Origin of the sequence: Jeongeupia naejangsanensis, assembly GCF_016865585.1 — a bacterium.
Classification (GTDB): domain Bacteria; phylum Pseudomonadota; class Gammaproteobacteria; order Burkholderiales; family Chitinibacteraceae; genus Jeongeupia; species Jeongeupia naejangsanensis.
The window spans coordinates 1-19,948 of record NZ_JAESND010000009.1; the positions used below are offsets into that span (position 1 = coordinate 1).

Below are 19,948 nucleotides of genomic sequence, written 5' to 3' on the forward strand. Positions count from 1 at the left end.
TTGGTCGGGAGGGTGAGATGTGTTTTAGAGACAGTCGCCGTGGCGGAGGCCGAGGCCGGTCTCGGGCAAGTTCAGGTTTGCGCCGTATGTCGATGTCAGCGGCAGCTTCGATCCGATCGGCTGGTCGCAAGCTACCGGGCTGAAGTACATCACGCTGGCGTTCTACAACTCGAACGGCGGCTGCGCCGGTACCTGGCCATCCGACGAGGGCACGATCCTGTCCAAGGTGCAGGGCCTGCGCGCACTGGGCGGTGACGTGATCATCTCGAGCGGCGGCTGGAATGCGAACGATCTGGCGCGCCGCTGCAGCGATGCCGCCAGTCTTGCCGCGGTCTATCAGGCGCAGCTCGACAAGTTCGGCGTCGACCATCTCGACCTCGATCCGGAAGCGGGCGACGTCTACAACAACCTCGAGCCGGCCATCGTCGACCGCCGCAGCGCCGCCTTGAAGATCCTCCAGGACAGCTTCAAGGCCAGGGGCAAGACGCTGACGGTGTCGTTCACGCTCGGTGTTCATCCGGTGACCGGCTTCGCTTCGGCCGACCTGTACGTGCTGCAGTCGGCCAAGAATGCCGGCGTCGAAGTCGCCATCGTCAATCCGATGATCATGGACTACTACGACGGCGTCTCGGGCAACCAGATGGGCGCGCGCTCGGTGTCGGCACTGCAGGGCGTGTTCTCGCAGCTCAAGACGCTGTGGCCGGGCAAGACCGATGCGCAGTACTGGGCGATGATCGGGGCGACGGCGATGATCGGTCAGAACGACAACCCGACCGAGGTCTTCACGCTGGCCGATGCGCAACTGGTGCGCGACTTTGCCGTACAGCAGGGCATGGGCCGGCTGGCGTTCTGGTCGCTCGGCCGTGACAACGGCAACTGCGCCGGCAACACCGCAGCGAACTGGCAGTGCAGCGGCATCGTGCAGCAGCAGTGGGACTTCAGCAGGATCTTCGGCAACTTCTAAGCCGGGCATTCACTGACCAGCCGGGGCCTGCGGGCCCCGGTTTTTTTTAACTGTTGGCACCGTCCGCGCATCGGCGATAATTGCGCTTTCGCGGAGCCATCATGACCATTTCCAGCCCCGGCGTCCGGACCGACGTCGACCTCAGTCCGTTCAACACGCTGCGTCTGCCGGCGCGTGCCAGCCGGCTGCTGACGATCGCCGATCCGGCGCAGCTGGCCGGGATCGCGGGTGACGCGCCGCTGGCGGCAATGCCCAAACACGTGCTCGGTGGCGGCAGCAATCTGGTGCTGCCCGATGTCGTCGACGGCCTGGTCCTGCAGGTCGGCATCAAGGGTCGTCGCGTGCTCGCCGAGGACGGCGATGCGGTCTACGTCGCCGCCGGCGCCGGCGAGGTCTGGCACGACTTCGTGATGTGGACGCTGGCGCAGGGCTGGGGCGGACTCGAAAACCTGGCGCTGATTCCGGGGACCGTCGGCGCCGCGCCGGTGCAGAACATCGGTGCCTACGGCGTCGAGGTCAAGGACTCCCTGGTCGAACTGACGGCCTACCGGCTCGACGACGGCAGTGCGAGGGTGTTCACGCATGCCGATTGCCGTTTCGCCTACCGCGACAGCGTGTTCAAGCAGGAAGAGGCCGGGCGCTGGCTGATCGGCGAGGTGGTGTTCAAACTGAGCAAGGCTGCGGCGCTGCATACCGGCTATGGCGACATCGAAGCCGAGCTGGCCGGTGCCGGTCTGCCGCGCACGCCGGCCGGCGTGGCGCAGGCGGTGATCAACGTCCGTCAGCGCAAGCTGCCCGACCCGGCCGTGATCGGCAATGCCGGCAGCTTTTTCAAGAACCCGGTCGTCCCGGCGGTGCTGCGCGATGCACTCGTCGCCGCGCATCCGAAGCTGGTGTCGTATCCGATGCCGGATGGGTGCTACAAGCTGGCCGCCGGCTGGCTGATCGAGCAGGCCGGCTGGAAGGGGCGCTGCCTCGGCCCGGTCGGCATGTACGAGAAGCAGGCGCTGGTCCTGGTCAACCACGGCGGCGCGCAACGTGCCGATGTGGCTGCGCTGACCGCCGCGGTCCAGTCCGGCGTCCGGGCCTGCTTCGGTGTGCTGATCGAGTCCGAACCCGTCTGGTGGTAGGCAGCGATCAGCGCTGCGGCGTTGCCGAGCGCAGCGCGCCGCTGTCGTACCAGTAGTCGGCCGAACGGACCCGTCCCGAGCGCCGGTCCAGCGAGCACTGGTAGCGCAGGTCGCGTTCGTCGTTGCGGTTGCGCGCTTCGCCGCTGCCGAACACACGGACCTCGTTGCCGTTGCGGTCGAGCTGCGGCTGGCCACGGAAGCGCAGCTTGCCGTCGCCGTAGTTGCGGCGCGCAAACTCGTCCTGCACCGCGTTCTGGCAACGCTTGACCACCTTGTTGTTGTCGTAGCCGTCGTCATCACCGGACCAGCGATCGTCGCGCCAGCGGATGTCGACGATGTAGAGCGCGTTGCTCGAACGCGGGTCGAACAGCTCGATCTGCGCCGGGCGGCGGCCGCTGGGCGGATCGGCGCGGGTCAGGTGGCCGCGGCCGCTGCGCAGTTCGACCCGGAAGTCCTTGGGATTGTCCGGCAGCGGGCCCGAGCAGTTCACCTGGCCGAGCGGGAAGTGCTCGCCGCCGAGCGTGCGCACGCGGACGTCGTTGCCGCGCAGTTCGAGCACTACTCGGTCATCGACGCGCTGGCGGATTTCGCAATGGCCTTCGCCGCGTCCGCCGCTGCTCCAGTAGCGGGCGCTGTCATCGTCGGCTGCGGCAAATGGGCTGGCGATCAGGCCAAGCAGCGCTACCGGGGCGAGCCATCGTTTCATGCGTGTTTCTCCTGTCATCATATCGACCGAGCTTAAGTGGCCCGGTCCGGCGATGACAAGAGAACCCGTTCACACTCCACCCAGTGCCGCGAGCAGTTTGCCGTGCACGCCGCCGAAGCCGCCGTTGCTCATCACCAGCACCTGATCGCCGGGGCGGGCGGTCTGCGCGACGGCCGCAACCAGCGCATCGAGGTCGGTGAAGGTCTGCGCCTTGCCGCCAAGGGGCGCCATCGCTTCGGCCGGATCCCAGCCGAGGTTGGCGTTGTAGCAGAACACCGCATCGGCGTCGGCCACCGAGCCGGGCAGGGCGGCCTTCATGGTGCCGAGCTTCATCGTGTTCGAGCGCGGTTCGAGTACCGCCAGAATCCGCGCCTTGCCGACCTTGTGGCGCAAGCCGGCGATGGTGGTCGCGATTGCGGTCGGATGGTGGGCGAAATCGTCGTAGACGGTGACGCCGCCGGCTTCGCCCTTGATTTCCATCCGCCGTTTGACGTTCCGGAATCGCGACAGCGCATCGATCGCCACATCGGGCGTGACGCCGACATGGCGGGCGGCGGCGATGGCCGCGAGGGCGTTCAGCGCATTGTGTTCGCCGAGCAGCGGCCAGACCAGCCGGCCCTGCGGTTCGCCGTTCAGCAGCACCTCGAAACCGTCGGCGTGGACGGTGCCGATCGCCCAGCCGGCCTCGGTGCCGAAGCGCTCCGCCGGTGTCCAGCAGCCGCGTTCGAGCACGCGGTCGAGGCTGGCCTCGCGGCCGTTGACGACCAGCCGGCCATTGCCGGGCACGGTGCGCACCAGATGGTGGAACTGCGTTTCGATCGCGGCAAGATCGGCGAAGATGTCGGCGTGATCGAACTCGAGATTGTTGAGGATCGCCGTGCGCGGCCGGTAGTGGACGAACTTGCTGCGCTTGTCGAAAAACGCTGTGTCATATTCGTCTGCTTCAATGACGAAGAACGGCGAGGTGCTGGCCGGATCCTGCGCCGGCTTGCCCGGCAGCCGGGCCGAGATGCCGAAGTTTTCCGGCACGCCGCCGACGAGGAAGCCCGGGGCGAGCCCGGCGTCCTCGAGTATCCACGCCAGCATGCCGCTGGTCGTGGTCTTGCCGTGGGTGCCGGCGACGGCGAGCACCCACTTGTCGGCAAGGATATGGTCACGCAGCCACTCCGGGCCGCTGGTGTAGGGCAGGCCGGCGTCGAGGATGGCCTCCATCAACGGGTTGCCGCGCTTGACGACGTTGCCGACGACGTAGAGGTCGGCACCGATCGTCAGCTGCGATGCGTCCCAGCCTTCGATCAGCTCGATGCCGAGTGCTTCGAGCTGGGTCGACATCGGCGGGTAGACGCCGGCATCGCAACCGGTAACGGTGTGGCCGGCGGCGCGGGCCAGCGCCGCAACGCCCCCCATGAAGGTGCCGCAGATGCCCAGGATGTGAATATGCATGAAAAGCCCTTTGGGTATTGACGGATGGTGCGGCTTGATGCGCTTCGCGTACAATTCCGTCGCCCACTTGAACAAAAAAAGCCAAAAAGAACATGAGCATAACGCCGCCGGATAACCCGGTCGAAGTTGCCCGAATTGCATTGAAGCGCCTGTCCGAGCGCGGCTTGCCGCCGACGCCGGACAACTATGCGCAATTCTACAACGCGATCGTCACGATCAAGTCGCCGCAGACCAAGGCGCCGGAAGAATTGCAGCAGGCGTGGCAGGTGTTGTGCCAGGTCGACGAGGCGGTGGGCGAGGCGAGCGAGGCGATGCAGCAGCTGATCGACACGCTGGACAGCGAGCGTGGCGCGATGCTGGTCAGCCTGGGGCGGCTGCAGCATGCACGCGATGCCCATGCGGCGCGGCGGGCCAGTGTCGAGGAAACGCACAACACGCTCGCCGACCTGCTCGACAGCGTGATCACGTCGACGAATTCGATCCATTCGACCGTTTCGGCGTCGCACAGCGATCTGCAGTCGATCCGCGATTCGGTCCGGCATATCGAAGAGGATCTGGCGTTCAATCGCCGGATGCTCGAGCAGGATGCGCTGACCGGGACGTTCAATCGCCAGGGGCTCGATCATCATCTGGCGCGCGAGGTGAAGGTGGCGCTGCGCAATGGCGGTCGCCTGACCGCGGTGATCTTCGATCTCGACGATTTCAAGCAGATCAACGACACGCACGGCCATCTGATCGGCGACCAGGTGCTGGTGCACGTCGCCAACCTGACCCGGGTGGTCCTGCGCGAGAACGATCTGCTGGTCCGTTATGGTGGTGAGGAGTTCCTGATTCTGCTGACCGATACCGACGTCAACGGCGCCAGCTACGTCATCGACCGGCTGCGTACCGTCGCCGGCCGGACGCCGTTCCTGCACAAGGGGCAGCGGATCGAGGTGAGCTTTTCGACCGGGATCGCCCAGCTGCGTCCCGATGAGAACGGCCGGGCGCTGCTGCTGCGCGCCGACGAGGCGCTGTACCGCGCCAAGAATACCGGCAAGAGCCGCACCGAGATCGCGCCGGCCTGACTCGATGTCGTGACGCCGCAAACCGGCCGGCAAAGTCCAAACCGGGCGCTTGCCGCGCAGGTGACGCCGTGTGCGTGTTACAGCAGCGTACGTGCCCCGTTGCTGAGCACGAGCACCGCAAAATAAAGATACAGCACCGCCGAGACGAGGTGGCAGCCCTGGATGAAGCGGGGGCCGAGCGTGCGCCCGCCATGATGGGCCGTCATGACGATGAAGCTGCTCCACGCCAGCCCGCCGGCGAAAAATCCGCAGAGGAAACGCGCGGCCGAACCGGCGCTGCCGTCGGTGGCATTGGCGATCAGCGCACCGCCGACGGCGGCGAACCACAGGATCGACGACGGTGACGCCAGCGCGAGCATCAGGCCGCGATTGAACAGCTGGCGCGGGTGCGGTCTGGATGCGGCATCGGTCGACTGCGAGGGTTGCTTGGCCGAGCGCCACGCTTCGCGCGCCATCTTCACCGCAAGCCACAGCAGCAGCGTGCCGCCGACCAGCCAAGTGATCCACTGCACGGCCTTGAACTGCAGCAGGATGCTCATGCCGACCAGCGACAGGACAGCGTAGACCAGATCGCCGAAGCACGAGCCCAGGCCGACGAGCAGCCCGGAGCGCCGGCCGTGCTTGAGGCTTGAATCGATCATCGCCACGTTGACGATGCCGATGTCGAGGCAAAGGGAGAGCGAGAGCAGAAAGCCGGTGATGAAGACGTCCATATCGCGAGTATATCGACGTCCTCGACACCGTGTCAGGCTTAGCGGCCGCCCATGCCACCGCTCATTCCGCCGCCGGAGTTGCTGCCGGGACCGGCGTGCTTTTGCAGCCAGTTGCTCTGGGCCAGACCGCTGCCGTGGTCCGAGTCTTCGTCAGCCGCCCAGGCGATCGTGCCGAGGCCGAGGGTCAGTGCAAGTGCTGCAGCGAGTGTCTTCAGGGTGCGCATGGTCGTTCTCCGAAGGGAACCGCCTTGCGGCGGCTGCCGCATTGCGTCCCTGTCACCACATACGGTCGGCATGCGGCATCGGATGCATCAGTTGCGCCAGAAAGCCGGCGTGAACAGCACCAGCACCGAAAAGACCTCGAGCCGGCCGAGCAGCATGGCCAGCGAGCACAGCCAGAGCTGGACGTCGTTGAGCACGCCGTAGTTCGACGCCGGGCCGATGACCCCGAGGCCGGGGCCGGCGTTGTTCAGGCAGGCCATGGCCGCCGAGAAACTCGACACGAAATCGAGGCCGGTCGCGAGCAGCGCGAACGTCAGCACCACCGCGCTCATGAAGTACAGGAAGATGAAGCCGAGCACGGCGAAGACCACCGGGTCGGGAATGCCCACGCCGTTGACGCGCAGCGGCCGCACCGCGTTCGGATGCAGCAGCGTGGTGAATTGCCGGCTGGCACCGCGGACGAGGATGATGGTGCGGATCATCTTGATGCCGCCGCCGGTCGACCCGGAGCACGCCGCGACGCCGGACAGGAACAGCATCCACAGCGGGACGAAGATCGGCCACTGGCCGTAGTCGGTGCTGGCGTAACCGCTGCCGGTCGAGATCGACACCAGGTTGAACAGCACCATGCGCAGGCTGGTCAGGTAATCGCCATAGGTATGCTGCCAGACGAGGTAGCCGGCGAGGCCGAGCGTGCTGAAACCCAGCAGCAGCACCATCGCCTTGAACTCCGAGTCGCGCCAGTAGCTTTTCAGGCTGCGGTTGGTCAGCGCGAGATAGTGGGTGGCGAAGTTGGTCGCGGCGATCAGCATGAAGCCGATCAGGATGGCCTCGACGACCGGCGAGTCGAACTGGCCTACGCTGTTGTCGTAGGTCGAGAAGCCGCCGAGGCTCATTGCCGACAATGCGTGGCAGACCGCGTCGAACCAGCGCATGCCGCCGACGTAACGGAGCATCAGCGCGCAGGCCAGCGTCAGCGCCGCATAGATCAGCCACAGGTTGCGCGCGGTCTCGCGGATGCGCGGGGTGAGCTTGGCGTCCTTGATCGGCCCGGGCGTTTCGGCCTTGAACAGCTGCATGCCGCCGACGCCGAGCATCGGCAGGATCGCGACCGCGAGCACGATGATCCCGAGGCCGCCGATCCAGTTGAGCTGGTGGCGCCACAGGTTGATCGACGGCGGAAGGTGTTCGAGCCCGGACAGTGCGGTGGCGCCGGTCGTCGTCAGTGCCGACAGCGCCTCGAAATAGGCGACCGAGAGCCGGATGTCCGGCATCTGGAAAATCATCGGTACCATCGCCACGGCAGGCAGCAGCGTCCACAAGCCGACGACGAGGACAAAGCCGTCGCGCACCTTCAGCTCGCGGTGGAAGCGCCGGGTCAGGGCGATGGTGATCAGGCTCAGCGTCGTCAGCCCGGCCAGCGCGTCGATGAAGTGCCACAGTGCGGCATCGTCGAAATACAGCGATGCGGCAATCGGCACCAGCATCGTGAACGAGAACAGCAGCGCGACCTTGGCCAGCACGTTGACGACCGGCAGCACGCGCAGCGCCGCCGAAATGCCGGCCGGCAGCGCCATCAGCGCCGGGCCCTGTGCGGTCCGGCGGCGCATCAGAGGAACCCCAGCTTGACGGCAAACAGCTGCTCGACTTCACGGATGCCGCGCTTCTTGTCGACGAAGACGATCACGTGGTCCTCGGCTTCAATCATCGTGTCGTGGTGGGCCATCAGCACTTCGTCGCCCCGGATCAGCGCGGCGATGTACAGCCCGGCGGGCAGGTTCAGCTCCTCGATACGCCGGCCGACGACGCGCGACGTGGCGCGCTTGCCGTGGGCGATGATTTCCAGCGCTTCGGCCGCGCCACGGCGCAGGCTGTGTACCGAGACGATGTCGCCGCGCCGGACGCGTGCCAGCAGCGAGCCGATCGTCGCCTGCGCCGGCGACAGCGCGACGTCGATCCGGCTGCCCTGCAGCAGGCCGACGTAGCGCGAGCGGTTGATGATGGCGATGACCTTGCGCGCGCCCATCTGCTTGGCCAGCAGGCCGGACATGATGTTGTCCTCGTCGTCGCTGGTCAGCGCCAGATAGAGGTCGGTCCGGTCGATCTGCTCGGCGTCGAACAGCGTCTCGTCGGTCGCATCCCCGGCGAGCACCAGCGTCTTCGGCAAGGCCTCGGCGAGCCAGGCGGCCCGTTCGCGATTCGATTCGATCAGCTTGATCTGGTAGTCGTCCTGCAGCGATTGCGCCAGCCGGAAGCCGACGTTGCCGCCACCGGCGATCATGATCCGCCGGATCTTGCGTTCCTCGCCGTGCAGTTCCCGGATCACCTTGCGCATGTGCTTGCCGGCAGCGAGCACGAAGACTTCGTCGCCGACTTCGAGCACGCTGTCGCCGTCCGGGCGGATGTAGCGGTTGCGACGGTAGATGCCGACGGCGCGGCTGTCGACGTTCGGCAGCCGCTGGCACAGGCTCGACAGCGTCTTGCCCTGCATCGGCGCATCGGCCTCGACCCGGACGACGACCATCTGCGCCTTGCCGTCGGCGAAGTCGAGGACCTGCAGCGCTTCGGGCGTTTCGACCAGGCTGACCAGATAGTCGGTAACGATCTGCGCCGGGGTGATCACGTGGTCGATGGCGAAGTTGCCGTGATCGAACAGCTCGGGCCGGGCAAGAATGTCCGGATTGCGCACCCGGCCGAGCCGGGTGGGAACGTTGAAGAGCTCGTGGGCAATCTTGCACGCGACCATGTTGACCTCGTCACTCGGCGTCACCGCGAGCAACAGGTCGGCATCGCGTGCGCCGGCGGCCTCGAGCACTGCCGGGCTGGCGGCATTGCCGACCAGGGTGCGCAGGTCGAGCCGGTCCTGCAGCCCCTTCAGGTTGGCGGCATGCTCGTCGACGATGGTGACGTGATAGTGCTCCTGCACCAGCTGTTCGGCGACCGACGCGCCGACACGACCGGCGCCGAGGATGAGGATGTTCGACACGTTCTTCCTTGGGCTGAAATGCCAAACGCAGCCGCGAGCGGCTGCGTTCAGTGTAGTGCGTACTGCGCCGGGCTCAGCTCTCGCTGACCGGCCGGTTCTTCTTCGGCATCTGGATGCCGAGCGACTTGAGCTTGCGGTACAGGTGCGTCCGCTCGAGGCCGATCTTCTCGGCGACGCGGCTCATGTTGCCGCCGGACAGCTCGATATGGCGCTCCAGATAATACTTCTCGAACTGGTCGCGTGCCTCGCGCAGGGGCAGGGCGAGGTCGAGCATCGGCAGCGGTGGCGGTGCTGCTTGCGGCAGGGTCACGATGCTTTCGCCGCCCGGCGCGAACTGCGACAGGATGCGCGAGACCGGCGTGATGTCGATATCGCCGTCGCGGCTGGTCAGTGCCAGGCTCTTGACGACGTTGGCGAGCTCGTCGAGGTTGCCCGGCCATTCCTGTTGCGCCAGCAGCTGCAGTGCAGCCTGGCTGAAACGGCGCGGACCGAGCTTGTTGACGGCCACCGTTTCGGCCAGCAGATTTTCTGCCAGCCGGGCGATGTCCTCGCGATGATCCTTGAGACGCGGGACCGGCACGATCAGTTGCGACAGCGCGTTCAGCAGCTCCGGATCAAGCTGGCCGGCGAGCTGGTCGAGCGGCTTGCTCGACGCCGAGACAAGGCGGACCTTCTGCTTCTCGAGCTTGCCGAGCAGCGTGCGCAAGCCGGCTTGTGCGCGGCGGTCGAGGTAGGCGATGTCGCGCAGGAACAGCGTGCCGCCGGTCGCCTTGTTGACGAGTTCGAGCGGCGCAACGGCGATGTCTTCGTTCGACAGCGGTGCGACGAAAGGCTGGTTCGGTGCGGCGAGGTAGCGGGCGCAGATCTCGAAACCGACGCCCGGCGCGCCGACCAGCAGCACCGGCGAGGCCTGGCTGCGGGCGGTATCGAGCACGCGGTTCAGCTCGCGCACGACGTCGGCTTCGCCAAGGCGGGCTAGCGTCGGCAGCGGCTTGGCGGCTTCGACCGGTTGCGACAGCGCGCGCTTGACCGTCGCGAGCAGTTTTTGCAGGCCGATCGGCTTCTCGAGAAAATCGAGTGCGCCGATCCGGGTGGCTTCGACCGCCGTATCGATGGTTGCGTGTCCCGACATCATGACGACCGGCATCGTCAGCTGGCCGTTGCGCGCCCATTCCTTCAGCAGCGTCACACCGTCGGTATCCGGCATCCAGATATCGAGCAGCACCAGTCGCGGTTGGGCCTGATTGCGAAGCTTGCGCGCCGCTTCGGCGTTTTCCGCTACAGCAACGCTGTAGCCTTCGTCCTGCAGAATCTCGGACAAGAGTTCGCGAATGCCAACCTCGTCGTCGACGACCAAAATATCCTGACTACCCACTTGTTTCCTCCGTGAGCGGCAGTTCGATCCTGACGAACGCGCCGCCGCTGTCGCGGTTTCCGGCCGTGATCCGGCCGTGATGCTCTTCGATGAGCTTCTTGACGATGGCCAATCCGAGCCCCGTGCCCTTTTGCTTGGTGGTCACGTAGGGTTCGAAAATCCGCGGCAGCAAATCGCCGGGGAAGCCTGAACCGCTGTCTTCTACTATCAAGCGAACAAATTTATCGGCTTTTTCCGTTTTCACGCAAATTTGCCGGACTTCGCTGGCCTCGATCGCATCCTGCGCGTTCTGCAGCAAGTTGTGGATGACCTGGCGCAACTGCGTCGCATCACCCATGACGAACATCGGCTCGTGGGCGTTGTCGATCCGGGTGACCGGCGCTGCCTCGTACAGTACCAGCACTTCGGCCAGCAGCTGCTGCAAGTCCAGACTTTTTTTCTTGCCGGTCGGTTTGCGGGCGTAATCGCGGAAGGCGTCGACCATCTGCTTGAGGGCGGCGACCTGCTTGACGATGGTCTGTGTATTCTTTGATAGCAGCTCGGCGCCAGCGGCGTCGAGTTTATCGGCCAGCTTGAACTCCATCCGTTCGGCGGCGAGCTGGATCGGGGTCAGCGGATTCTTGATTTCATGCGCCAGGCGGCGGGCGACTTCGCCCCAGGCCGCATCGCGCTGCGCCGACAGCAGTTCGGTGATGTCGTCGAAGACGACCAGATAGCCGCTGTCCTCGTCGCCGAGCATCAGGTGGGTACCGCGCAGGTTTAGCACGCGCTTTTGTTCGGCGATTTCGACCTGACGCTGCCAGTGTTCGTCGTCGCTGGCGAAACCGCGGGCAACTTCGTCGCAGAGGCCGGTCAGCGCCGGATAGCAGACCGGCCATTCGGGCAGGGGGAGCGCACTGACGCGGGCCGGATCGACACCGAGGATGCGCAGGGCGCTCTGGTTGTTCGACGCCAGTCGCCAGTCGCGGTCGAACGACAGCACGCCGGCCGAGAGCGAGCCGAGGATGCCCTCGAGATAGACCTTGCCGGCCGCCTGGGCCGCTTCCTGTTTCTCGAGCGACGTACGTGCTTCGGCCAGCTGCCGGGTCATCCGGTTGAACGAGTGGGTGAGGATGCCGAGCTCGTCGCGGCTGATCACCGGCTGGCGCCGGCTCAGGTCGCCCGAGGCGACGGCACGGGTCGCTTCGGCCAGAACCGACAGTGGTGCGGAAAGCTTGTCGGACAGATACATGGCCAGCGCCAGTGCGCCGAGTAGCGCCATCAGCAGTGCCAGCGTCAGGGTCAGGCTGAAAATCAGTTTTAGCCCCTGTCGGGCTTGCGACAACTGCTTGTAGTCGGCGCGCACCGTTTCGACCAGTTCGGCGTCGTCGGCCAGCTGTTTGGGCACGGGCTGCATCAGTTGCAGTACACGGGCGCGTTCGCCGAATCCTGACCCGTGCATCGCGACCAGCGTGCGCATCATCAGTCCCTGATCGGCGGTGGATTCGATCTGCCGGACGGGTTCGCGCAAGGCCCGCCGTAGCAGCGAGCGTTCGGGCAGATTGGGGAAGAGCCCGGCGTTTTCGTTGCCGATGTGCGCGACGGTGTTGCCCTGTTCGTCGAACAGCGAGATTTCCTGAACGCCAACCTGTTCGCGCAGCCGGGTCAGCCGGGAAAACAGCTCCGAACCGGTTTCGTCATGGACGTCGAGCGAAATGACCCGGGCCTTGCGGACAAGGTCGGTCAGTTGATAGTCGATCGCGTTGTGGCCGAGATTGAGGCCGCGGTCGAGCGCATTGTCGACGCGAACGTTGAACCAGTTCTCGATCGAACGGTTGAGAAATTGCACCGACAGCGTGTACACCAAGGTGCCCGGCAGCACAGCGACCAGAGAGAACGACAGCACCAGCCGCAGCGTCAGCCGCGAGCCGAATACCTTGGCGCGGACGCGCTTGATCAGCTGCCACAGCCGCGCGCCGACGACGATGATCAGGCCGAACAGCAGGATGCCGTTCAGCGTCAGCAGTTCGGAGTAGTACTGCGAGAATGCCGAGGTATTGCCCGATGCCGTCGCCAGCAGGAAAACCAGAATCGTCGCGATCGACGCGAGAATCAGCAGCAACCGCCTCATTCACGTGCCTCGTCGCGGCTCGGTACGATGTCGACCCAAGCCGATTCGAGCTTCCAGTCGTTCTGGCCCAGCGTCGACAGCTGGAAGGGCTTGGGCATCTGCGACAGGTCGAGCCGCAATCTGACCTTGCCGGCAAAATCGGCCTTGTCTTCGGCAATGCTGCTGCCGGCGAGCACGCTCCAGCCACGAACGACGCCGAGCGCGGCCAGCGCATCGTCGAGCGAGGCAAAGCTGCGGTAGAAGCTGCCGAGGTGCAAACGGTACTGGCGCGAGATCGCGTGATAGGAAAGCCGGTAGCCGAGTTCGGCGGTCGGCGAAAACCAGTCGGCGACCTGACGGTACATCGCGTAGCCGCGCGGCCGCGTCAGCTGGAATTCGTAAACGAAGGGCAGCGAAACGCCGTTGGCAAGGGCGTTTTCGAGTGTGGGATTCAGGGTCACGACAAACCGGGCCGACAGTTCGACCCGGTTGCTGGCGTAGCTGGCGCCAGCCGATTGCGCGCGGATGCCGTCGCCGAATGCGACGCTGGCCGCGAGCCACAGCAGTAGCGCGAAGACGGCATTAAGGACGTTTGCGGAAAAGCGCGTAGTAGAAGCCATCGTGCTCGGGGGTCGGCAACAGCTGGCCATCGACGGGAAGGCCTTCGCTCAGCGGCAGTCGCTCGGCATCCGGATGCCGAGCCGCAAAGGCGTCGGCCTGTGCGCTGTTCTCGGCCGGGAAAATCGAGCAAGTAGCGTAGACCAGTTTGCCGCCGGGTGCCAAGAGCGGCCAGAGTGCATCGAGCATCTGCCGCTGTTGTTGCGAAAAAGTGACAAAATCGTTGTATCGGCGCAACCACTTAATATCGGGGTGGCGACGGGCGACACCGGTGGCCGAGCAGGGGACGTCGGCGAGGATGCGGTCGAACGGCTTGCCGTCCCACCAGATCTTCGGTACGGCCGCGTCGCCGGCCCTGAGCGCCGCCTTGAGGCCGAGGCGCTTGAGGTTGTCGTCGACGCGCGCCAGTCGCTGGCCGTCGACGTCGATCGCCATCAGGTCGAGGTCGGCAAGTTCGAGCAGGTGCCCGGTCTTGCCGCCCGGTGCCGCGCACGCATCGAGCACGCGCATGCCGGGCTGTGCGTCGAGCAAGCGCGCGGCATGTTGTGCCCCCCAGTCCTGTACCGACACGCGGCCGTCGAAAAAGCCGGGCAGCTTGTCGACGCCAACCGGGTGCGCGAGCAGGATGGCCGTGTCGTCAAGTGCGCGGGCCTGGATGTCGACGGCGGCGAGTTCGGCCAGATAGCCATCGACCGTGCCTTGGCGACGATTGACGCGCAAGGTCATCGGCGGGTGCTGGTTGGATTGCTCCAGTACGCTGCGCCATGCGCTCGGGTAAGCCTTGCGCATTGCCGCGATCCACCAGTCCGGGTGCGACCAGTGACCGGCGTCGGTGCGGCGTGCTTCCTTGACCAGTTCGTCGCGCCGGCGCAGGAAGTTGCGCAGGATGGCGTTGACGAGGCCTTTGCCCTGACCGGTTCCGGTATGCGCAGCGACCTTCACCGCGTGATCGACGACGGTATACGGGGCCGCACGGGTGAAGTTGAGCTGGTAGATGCCGACCAGCAGCAGGGCGCGCAGCTCCATTTCATGCACCGGCTTGGACAGCAGCGTGTCGAGCATGGTGTTGAGCAGGCCAAGCTGGCGCAGTGCGCCGTAACACACGTCCTGGATGGCGCCGCGCTGTTGCGGCTTGAGTTCGGGGTCGGCACGCCAGACTTCGGCAAGTGCGTCGGTCAGCGTCTTGCCGCCCATGACGGCGGACAGGATGCGGGTGGCGTGTTTCTGGGTGGCGTACATATCGGGTTCCGCTATGGGGTGCGCCGGAAAACGGACTGAATGCGCCGCCGCGTCATCGGCGGCTGGCGTCGGTCGCGCAACCCGGCGTGGAGTATCAGTACGGCAACTGGCCGCGTGCCATCGCGCTGAGCCGCGCAACGCGGTCCGCGGTTTGCGGGTGGGTGCGGAACAGGTCGGACAGGCCGCCGCCGGTGAGCGGATTCATGATCATCATCTGCGCGGTTTCCGGGTGCGCTTCGGCGGCGTGCATCGGAATGCCGCGGGCGTAGGCTTCGATCTTCTGCAAGGCGTCGGCCAGCGCCTGCGGGTCGCCGCTGATGCGGGCGCCACCGGCGTCGGCGGCGAATTCGCGCGAACGCGAGATCGCCATCTGGATCACGCTGGCCGCCAGCGGGGCGAGAATGGCCAGCAGGATGCCGACGATCGGGTTGATCGAACGGCCGTTTTCGTCGCGGCCGCCGAAGAACATCGCAAAGTTGGCCAGTGCCGAGATCGCGCCGGCCATCGTTGCCGAGATCGTCGAGATCAGGATGTCGCGGTGCTGGACGTGCGCCAGTTCATGCGCCATCACGCCGCGCAGCTCGCGGTACGACAGTACGCGCATGATGCCGGTGGTCGCGGCGACGGCGGCATTTTCCGGGTTGCGGCCGGTCGCGAAGGCGTTCGGCTGGTCTTCGTCGATCACGTAGACCTTGGGCATCGGCAGGCCGGCGCGCTGCGCCAGCTCCTGCACCATGCCGTAGAGCTCCGGCGCAGTCCGGGCGTCGACCTGATGGGCGTTGTACATCTTCAGCACCATCTTGTCGGAGTTCCAGTAGGCGAACACGTTCATCGCGCCGCCGAACAGCAGCGCCATCATCATGCCGCTCTTGCCGCCGATGAGGCCGCCGATGAAAACAAACAGCGCCATGATGGCGGCCATCAGGATGGTCGTCTTGAGCCAATTGTTCATATCGTGAAGTCTCGCAAAGGTAAGAGGCGTGGTGACGGGCAGTACGGTGCGGCTGTACTGCCCTGCTGCAGATGTGATTGCGGCGGCGGCGGAAAATTCAATCGCCGAGCACGATTCCTGCCGACAGCGGGCGGCCGGCGAGAAAGGCCGCGGCGTCGAGGCGTTTGCCGCCGGCGAGCTGCAGCGTCGTCAACGCCAGTGCGCCCGTGCCGCAGGCGACGACGATGCCGTGGCGGTCGGCCGACAACAGGGTGCCGGCGGCGCCTCGGGCGTCGACCGGGTGTGCGGCCCAGATTTTCAGCGCCGCGCCTTCGAGCGTCGTCTGTGCCGACGGGAAGGGATTGAACGCGCGGATCATCCGGTCGAGCTCGGTTGCAGGGCGTTGCCAGTCGATGCGCGATTCGTCCTTTTGCAGCTTCTCGGCGTAGGTGACGCCGTCTTGCGGCTGTACCCGGCGCGCGGCCTGCAGCGCCGGCAGGTCGGCCAGAGCGGCGACGATGGCATCGGCGCCTTGCACGGCCAGCTTGTCGTGCAGGGTATGTGCGTTGTCGTCGGCGGCGATCGGCGTCACGTGGATGCTGAGCATGTCGCCGGTATCGAGTCCGGCGTCCATCTGCATGATGGTGATGCCGGTTTCGGCGTCGCCAGCGAGGATGGCGCGCTGGATCGGTGCCGCGCCGCGCCAGCGCGGCAGCAGCGAGGCATGGATGTTCAGACAGCCGAGTCGCGGCAGGTCGAGCACCGCCTGCGGCAGGATCAGCCCGTAGGCCGCGACGACCATCACGTCGATGTCGAGGTCCTGCAGCGGCGTCTGCTGTTCCGGCGTGCGCAGCTTTTCCGGCTGGTAGACGGGCAGGCCGTGGTCAAGTGCGACCTGCTTCACCGGCGACGGTGTGAGTTTCATGCCCCGGCCGGACGGGCGGTCCGCCCGGGTCAGCACCATTACGACCTCGTGGCCGGCGGCGATCAATGCGCGCAGTGCGCTGGCGGCAAAGTCCGGCGTACCGGCAAAAACGATCTTCATTCGACCCCGTTACAGCGTCTTGCGCTGGTTTTTTTTCAGTTTCTGGATAATGCGGTCGAGCTTGAGCCGGGAAAGCTTTTCGACGAAAACCTTCCCGTTCAGGTGATCGAGTTCGTGCTGGACGCAAATCGCCAGCAGCTCGTCGGCGTCGAATTCGAATTGCTCGCCATTCACGCGCTGGGCCCGGACCTTGATGCGTTCGGCGCGTTCGACTTCCTCGTAAATGCCGGGAACCGACAGGCAACCTTCCTCGTAGCGCGTCTTGCCGTCCATCTCGGTGATTTCCGGGTTGATCAGCACCAGCAATTCGTCCTTGGTTTCGGACAGGTCGATGACGACGATGCGCTTGTGCACGTCGACCTGCGTCGCGGCTAGGCCGATGCCCGGTGCGGCATACATGGTCTCCGCCATATCGGCGACGAACTGTTGCAAATGTTCGTCAAAAACAGTGACCGGTTTGGCGACGGTATGCAGTCGTTCATCCGGGTAGTGCAGAATATTCAGAATGGCCATGATTGCTTGCGGCTGAAAAAGTTTGTATGCAGAATCGGAATCGGTTTGGCTTTCAGGGCTTATCGCCCGGCATTACATATCGCTTAATAAAGAATCCGGAATCGGATTCAAACTAAACAGAGACGAGCGCCACCATGCGTAAAACGATTATATCGCTTCTTTTGGCCTTGGGCGCCGGCATTGGTTCAGTACAGGCCGATACGCTGGCGCTGCAGCAGGACGCACCGGAGCGTTATGTGGTGGTCAAGGGCGATACGCTGTGGGGCATTTCCGGCCATTTTCTCAAGCAACCGTGGCGCTGGCCTGAAATCTGGAAGCTGAACAAGGATGAAATCAAGAATCCGCACTGGATTTACCCCGGTGACGTGGTCATCCTCGACCGTTCCGGCGATACGCCGCGGCTGAAGCTGCTCAAGTCCGACAAGGTCGCCAATCGCGGCGTGGTCAAGGTCGGACCGCGCGTGCGTTCGACCCCGATCGACGAAAACGGCGCCGCGCCAAGCATTCCGTATGCCGCGATCGAGCCGTTCCTGAACAAGCCGCTGGTGATCGAACCCGACGCGTTCAAGGCCGCGCCGCGTGTGGCTGCCGGCCCCGATTCGCGCGTGATGTTCGCCAACGGTGATCGTATTTATGCGGTCGACCTCCAGGGCGAGCCCGGCGATACCTGGCAGGCCTTCCGCCCCGGCCAGCCGCTGACCGACCCGGATGATCCGGACGGCAAGCGGGTGATCGGTTATCAGGTCGACTATCTTGGCGACGTGCGGATGGAGAAGGGCGGCGACGTTGCAACGCTGCGCGTCGTCAGCACGAAGGAAGAGATCGGCGTCGGCAGCCGGCTGATTCGCGCCAACGATGCACCGTTCATCAACTATGCGCCGCATGCACCTTTGCAGCCGCTGAACGGCCGCGTTGTGTCGGCCTACGGCGGTGTTGCCGAGGCGGGCCAGTACACGACGGTGGTCGTCAACCGCGGCAGCGAGGCCGGTGTCGATATCGGCACCGTACTGAATACCTACAAGCGCGAGCGACCGATCAAGAAGGAAAGCAGTGCCGAGCCGGATCGCGTCACGCCGCCGGAAAAAAGCGGCAACCTGTTCGTCTACCGCGTGTTTCCGAAGTTCAGCTACGGTCTGCTGCTCGACAGCACCTTGCCGGTCAATATCGGTGACGACGTGAAGTCGCCAAGCTGAATGATTGGATGAACCTGACGGCCGCGCATTGCGCGGCCGTTTCATTTCGGAGCAGCGATGGCTGAGACTGACCTAGTCGACTGGTTGCGATTTTCGACCGTGCCCGGCATCGGGCCGCGCCGGCAGCTGGCCCTGTTGCACGCATTCGGCGAGCCCGGCCTTGCGCTGGCAGCGAGCGAAGCCGCGCTGCGTGAGCACCTGCCGGAGAGTCTCGTTTCGGCCTGGAGGGCCGCCGCTGCAGCTCCATCGCCGCAGGTCGACGCCACACTGGCATGGTTGCAGACGCCGGCAACGGCGGTGATCACACTGGGCGATGCCAACTATCCCGCACGCCTGCTCGATCTGCCCGATCCGCCGGTACTGCTTTATCTGAAGGGTTGTGCCGCGCAGCTGCAAGGCACGATGCTGGGCGTCGTCGGCAGTCGGGGTGCCACGCCGCAGGGGATCGCCAATGCCAGAGCGTTTTCCGCCGCGCTGTCGGTGGCCGGGCTGGGCATTGTCAGCGGATTGGCCGCGGGGATCGATGCGGCCGCGCACGAGGGCGGTCTGGACGGGACGGGCGGCACGATCGCGATCGTCGGTACTGGGCTCGACCGCGTGTACCCGGCCGGCAACCGCGCGCTGGCACACCGGATTGCCGAGGCCGGCCTGCTGGTCTCGGAGTTTCCGCTCGGCGCACCGCCGAAGGCCGAACACTTCCCGCGCCGCAACCGGCTGATTGCGGCCTTGTCGCACGGTGTACTGGTGGTCGAGGCGGCGCTCGGCAGCGGATCGCTGATTACGGCCCGGCAGGCGGTCGAGCTGGGGCGCGAGGTGTTCGCCATTCCCGGTTCGATCCACTCTCCGCAATCGCGCGGCTGTCATCGTCTGATCAAAGACGGTGCCAAGCTGGTCGAGTCGGCCGACGACGTACTCGACGAACTCGACTGGCAGGCGCGGTTGCTGCCGCAGCAGCGTTCAATTACATCGCCGCCGCAGCGCGTCAGCCTGCCGCCGACGCCGACGTCCGAGGCCGGCGTCGACGACGTGGTGCTGAGTGCGCTCGGCCACGATCCGGCCGATCTCGACGCCCTGGTGGTACGAAGCGGCTTGACGGTCGAGCAGCTGTGCGCGATTCTGCTCGGCTTGGAATTGACCGGCCGGGTCGCGACGTTACCGGGTGGCCGCTACCAGCGGCTGGCTTGAATCGTGCGGCAGCGGCCCCAGATGGATTGCATGCTCGACGTTCTTGCCTACCTCTTTCAGCAGTACTACGACGCCGATGGCGAACCGGACATGCCGCAACTGGCGCGCCGTTTGTCAGGGGCGGGTTTCGACGACGAAGAGATTCGTGAAGCGCTGGCCTGGCTGTCCGAGCTGCCGCAGCTCGATGCCGGTGCCTACGCCGCGCTGTCGATCGACGGGCCACGGATGCTGCATCCGATCGAAGCCCACAAGCTGAGCGACGAGGCAATCGGCTACTGGCATTCGCTCGAAGCTTCGAAGGTCCTGTCGCCCGAAGAACGCGAGCTGGTGCTGGATCGCGTGTTGCGCGACGACGCCGGCGAAGTCGAGGCCGACCGACTCAAGCTGATCGTGCTGATGGTCGTCTGGCGCAAACGCGATGAACTGTCTAACCTCCTGATCGAGGAGATACTCTTCGGTCGCGACGGCGCGACGCTGCATTAAGCCTCGCTTGCCACCCCGGCACACCGGGTCTAATATCCGCCACTTT

The 19,948-nt window shown here is 65.4% G+C and carries 19 protein-coding genes; 6 read left to right on the top strand and 13 right to left on the bottom strand.

Features of this window, described 5'->3' with window-relative positions:
* Window positions 1-226 precede the first annotated feature (226 nt).
* Window positions 227-964 (top strand): chitinase, encoded by a 738-nt coding sequence (locus tag JMJ54_RS15230; RefSeq protein WP_373310153.1) that lies wholly within the window; start codon window positions 227-229, stop codon window positions 962-964.
* A 101-nt stretch (window positions 965-1,065) separates the two neighbouring features.
* On the top strand, window positions 1,066-2,094 hold the full coding sequence (gene murB, locus JMJ54_RS15235) for a UDP-N-acetylmuramate dehydrogenase (RefSeq protein ID WP_203539413.1): 1,029 nt from the start codon (window positions 1,066-1,068) through the stop codon (window positions 2,092-2,094).
* 7 nt (window positions 2,095-2,101) lie between these two features.
* Here murB and JMJ54_RS15240 read toward each other — a convergent pair whose 3' ends face one another.
* On the bottom strand, window positions 2,102-2,800 hold the full coding sequence (locus tag JMJ54_RS15240; RefSeq protein ID WP_203539414.1) for a hypothetical protein: 699 nt from the start codon (window positions 2,798-2,800) through the stop codon (window positions 2,102-2,104).
* A gap of 69 nt (window positions 2,801-2,869) precedes the next feature.
* Window positions 2,870-4,243, bottom strand: coding sequence for a UDP-N-acetylmuramate:L-alanyl-gamma-D-glutamyl-meso-diaminopimelate ligase (mpl, locus tag JMJ54_RS15245; RefSeq protein ID WP_203539415.1), 1,374 nt, complete (start codon window positions 4,241-4,243; stop codon window positions 2,870-2,872).
* Window positions 4,244-4,335: 92 nt separating this feature from the next.
* On the opposite strand from mpl, the gene JMJ54_RS15250 reads away from it, so the two are divergent.
* Window positions 4,336-5,310 (top strand): GGDEF domain-containing protein, encoded by a 975-nt coding sequence (locus tag JMJ54_RS15250; protein WP_203539416.1) that lies wholly within the window; start codon window positions 4,336-4,338, stop codon window positions 5,308-5,310.
* 77 nt (window positions 5,311-5,387) lie between these two features.
* Here JMJ54_RS15250 and JMJ54_RS15255 read toward each other — a convergent pair whose 3' ends face one another.
* The 11 genes from JMJ54_RS15255 to def form a co-directional block, all read right to left on the bottom strand.
* Window positions 5,388-6,023: a LysE family translocator gene (locus JMJ54_RS15255; protein ID WP_203539417.1), complete on the bottom strand. Its 636-nt coding sequence runs from the start codon at window positions 6,021-6,023 to the stop codon at window positions 5,388-5,390.
* Window positions 6,024-6,061: 38 nt separating this feature from the next.
* Window positions 6,062-6,247: a hypothetical protein gene (locus tag JMJ54_RS15260; protein ID WP_203539418.1), complete on the bottom strand. Its 186-nt coding sequence runs from the start codon at window positions 6,245-6,247 to the stop codon at window positions 6,062-6,064.
* An 87-nt stretch (window positions 6,248-6,334) separates the two neighbouring features.
* Window positions 6,335-7,822, bottom strand: coding sequence for a potassium transporter TrkG (locus JMJ54_RS15265; RefSeq protein WP_203539581.1), 1,488 nt, complete (start codon window positions 7,820-7,822; stop codon window positions 6,335-6,337).
* Between the two features lie 32 nt (window positions 7,823-7,854).
* Window positions 7,855-9,231 carry a Trk system potassium transporter TrkA gene (gene trkA, locus JMJ54_RS15270; RefSeq protein ID WP_203539419.1) on the bottom strand — a complete coding sequence of 459 codons (1,377 nt, stop codon included), beginning with the start codon at window positions 9,229-9,231 and terminating at the stop codon, window positions 7,855-7,857.
* 73 nt (window positions 9,232-9,304) lie between these two features.
* Window positions 9,305-10,606: a sigma-54-dependent transcriptional regulator gene (locus tag JMJ54_RS15275; protein WP_203539420.1), complete on the bottom strand. Its 1,302-nt coding sequence runs from the start codon at window positions 10,604-10,606 to the stop codon at window positions 9,305-9,307.
* A complete protein-coding gene (locus JMJ54_RS15280; RefSeq protein WP_203539421.1) occupies window positions 10,599-12,716 on the bottom strand; it encodes a sensor histidine kinase in 2,118 nt (705 codons plus the stop codon). Before JMJ54_RS15280 ends, JMJ54_RS15275 begins: the two co-directional genes overlap by 8 nt.
* The gene (locus JMJ54_RS15285; RefSeq protein WP_203539422.1) at window positions 12,713-13,315 is read right to left on the bottom strand and encodes a DUF4390 domain-containing protein; all 603 of its coding nucleotides are present in this window, start codon (window positions 13,313-13,315) and stop codon (window positions 12,713-12,715) included. The genes JMJ54_RS15280 and JMJ54_RS15285 overlap by 4 nt, the downstream gene beginning before the upstream one ends.
* Window positions 13,278-14,552, bottom strand: coding sequence for a 16S rRNA (cytosine(967)-C(5))-methyltransferase RsmB (gene rsmB, locus JMJ54_RS15290; RefSeq protein WP_203539423.1), 1,275 nt, complete (start codon window positions 14,550-14,552; stop codon window positions 13,278-13,280). The genes JMJ54_RS15285 and rsmB overlap by 38 nt, the downstream gene beginning before the upstream one ends.
* Window positions 14,553-14,646: 94 nt before the next feature.
* Window positions 14,647-15,504 carry a zinc metalloprotease HtpX gene (gene htpX / locus JMJ54_RS15295; RefSeq protein ID WP_189461650.1) on the bottom strand — a complete coding sequence of 286 codons (858 nt, stop codon included), beginning with the start codon at window positions 15,502-15,504 and terminating at the stop codon, window positions 14,647-14,649.
* 97 nt (window positions 15,505-15,601) lie between these two features.
* Window positions 15,602-16,528 (bottom strand): methionyl-tRNA formyltransferase, encoded by a 927-nt coding sequence (fmt, locus tag JMJ54_RS15300; protein WP_203539424.1) that lies wholly within the window; start codon window positions 16,526-16,528, stop codon window positions 15,602-15,604.
* Between the two features lie 9 nt (window positions 16,529-16,537).
* Complete coding sequence (gene def / locus JMJ54_RS15305; protein ID WP_203539425.1) at window positions 16,538-17,041, bottom strand: peptide deformylase; 504 nt, start codon at window positions 17,039-17,041, stop codon at window positions 16,538-16,540.
* A 134-nt stretch (window positions 17,042-17,175) separates the two neighbouring features.
* Here def and JMJ54_RS15310 point away from each other — a divergent pair, with 134 nt between their 5' ends.
* Genes JMJ54_RS15310 through JMJ54_RS15320 form a run of 3 tightly spaced genes read left to right on the top strand, consistent with a single transcriptional unit; the run spans window position 17,176 to window position 19,902 of the window.
* Window positions 17,176-18,234, top strand: coding sequence for a LysM peptidoglycan-binding domain-containing protein (locus JMJ54_RS15310; protein ID WP_203539426.1), 1,059 nt, complete (start codon window positions 17,176-17,178; stop codon window positions 18,232-18,234).
* 57 nt (window positions 18,235-18,291) lie between these two features.
* Entirely contained in the window at window positions 18,292-19,419 is a 1,128-nt protein-coding gene (gene dprA / locus JMJ54_RS15315) for a DNA-processing protein DprA (protein WP_203539427.1), read from the top strand.
* A gap of 30 nt (window positions 19,420-19,449) precedes the next feature.
* The gene (locus JMJ54_RS15320) at window positions 19,450-19,902 is read left to right on the top strand and encodes a Smg family protein (RefSeq protein ID WP_203539428.1); all 453 of its coding nucleotides are present in this window, start codon (window positions 19,450-19,452) and stop codon (window positions 19,900-19,902) included.
* Window positions 19,903-19,948 lie beyond the last annotated feature (46 nt).

What these genes read in the sequence shown, in the direction of transcription:
- murB (WP_203539413.1), top strand. Translation starts at nt 1,066, where the DNA reads ATGACCATTTCCAGCCCCGGCGTCCGGACCGACGTCGACCTCAGTCCG.
- JMJ54_RS15240 (WP_203539414.1), bottom strand. Translation starts at nt 2,800, where the DNA reads ATGAAACGATGGCTCGCCCCGGTAGCGCTGCTTGGCCTGATCGCCAGC.
- mpl (WP_203539415.1), bottom strand. Translation starts at nt 4,243, where the DNA reads ATGCATATTCACATCCTGGGCATCTGCGGCACCTTCATGGGGGGCGTT.
- JMJ54_RS15250 (WP_203539416.1), top strand. Translation starts at nt 4,336, where the DNA reads ATGAGCATAACGCCGCCGGATAACCCGGTCGAAGTTGCCCGAATTGCA.
- JMJ54_RS15255 (WP_203539417.1), bottom strand. Translation starts at nt 6,023, where the DNA reads ATGGACGTCTTCATCACCGGCTTTCTGCTCTCGCTCTCCCTTTGCCTC.
- JMJ54_RS15260 (WP_203539418.1), bottom strand. Translation starts at nt 6,247, where the DNA reads ATGCGCACCCTGAAGACACTCGCTGCAGCACTTGCACTGACCCTCGGC.
- JMJ54_RS15265 (WP_203539581.1), bottom strand. Translation starts at nt 7,822, where the DNA reads ATGGCGCTGCCGGCCGGCATTTCGGCGGCGCTGCGCGTGCTGCCGGTC.
- JMJ54_RS15280 (WP_203539421.1), bottom strand. Translation starts at nt 12,716, where the DNA reads ATGAGGCGGTTGCTGCTGATTCTCGCGTCGATCGCGACGATTCTGGTT.
- JMJ54_RS15285 (WP_203539422.1), bottom strand. Translation starts at nt 13,315, where the DNA reads ATGGCTTCTACTACGCGCTTTTCCGCAAACGTCCTTAATGCCGTCTTC.
- rsmB (WP_203539423.1), bottom strand. Translation starts at nt 14,552, where the DNA reads ATGTACGCCACCCAGAAACACGCCACCCGCATCCTGTCCGCCGTCATG.
- htpX (WP_189461650.1), bottom strand. Translation starts at nt 15,504, where the DNA reads ATGAACAATTGGCTCAAGACGACCATCCTGATGGCCGCCATCATGGCG.
- fmt (WP_203539424.1), bottom strand. Translation starts at nt 16,528, where the DNA reads ATGAAGATCGTTTTTGCCGGTACGCCGGACTTTGCCGCCAGCGCACTG.
- def (WP_203539425.1), bottom strand. Translation starts at nt 17,041, where the DNA reads ATGGCCATTCTGAATATTCTGCACTACCCGGATGAACGACTGCATACC.
- JMJ54_RS15310 (WP_203539426.1), top strand. Translation starts at nt 17,176, where the DNA reads ATGCGTAAAACGATTATATCGCTTCTTTTGGCCTTGGGCGCCGGCATT.
- dprA (WP_203539427.1), top strand. Translation starts at nt 18,292, where the DNA reads ATGGCTGAGACTGACCTAGTCGACTGGTTGCGATTTTCGACCGTGCCC.
- JMJ54_RS15320 (WP_203539428.1), top strand. Translation starts at nt 19,450, where the DNA reads ATGCTCGACGTTCTTGCCTACCTCTTTCAGCAGTACTACGACGCCGAT.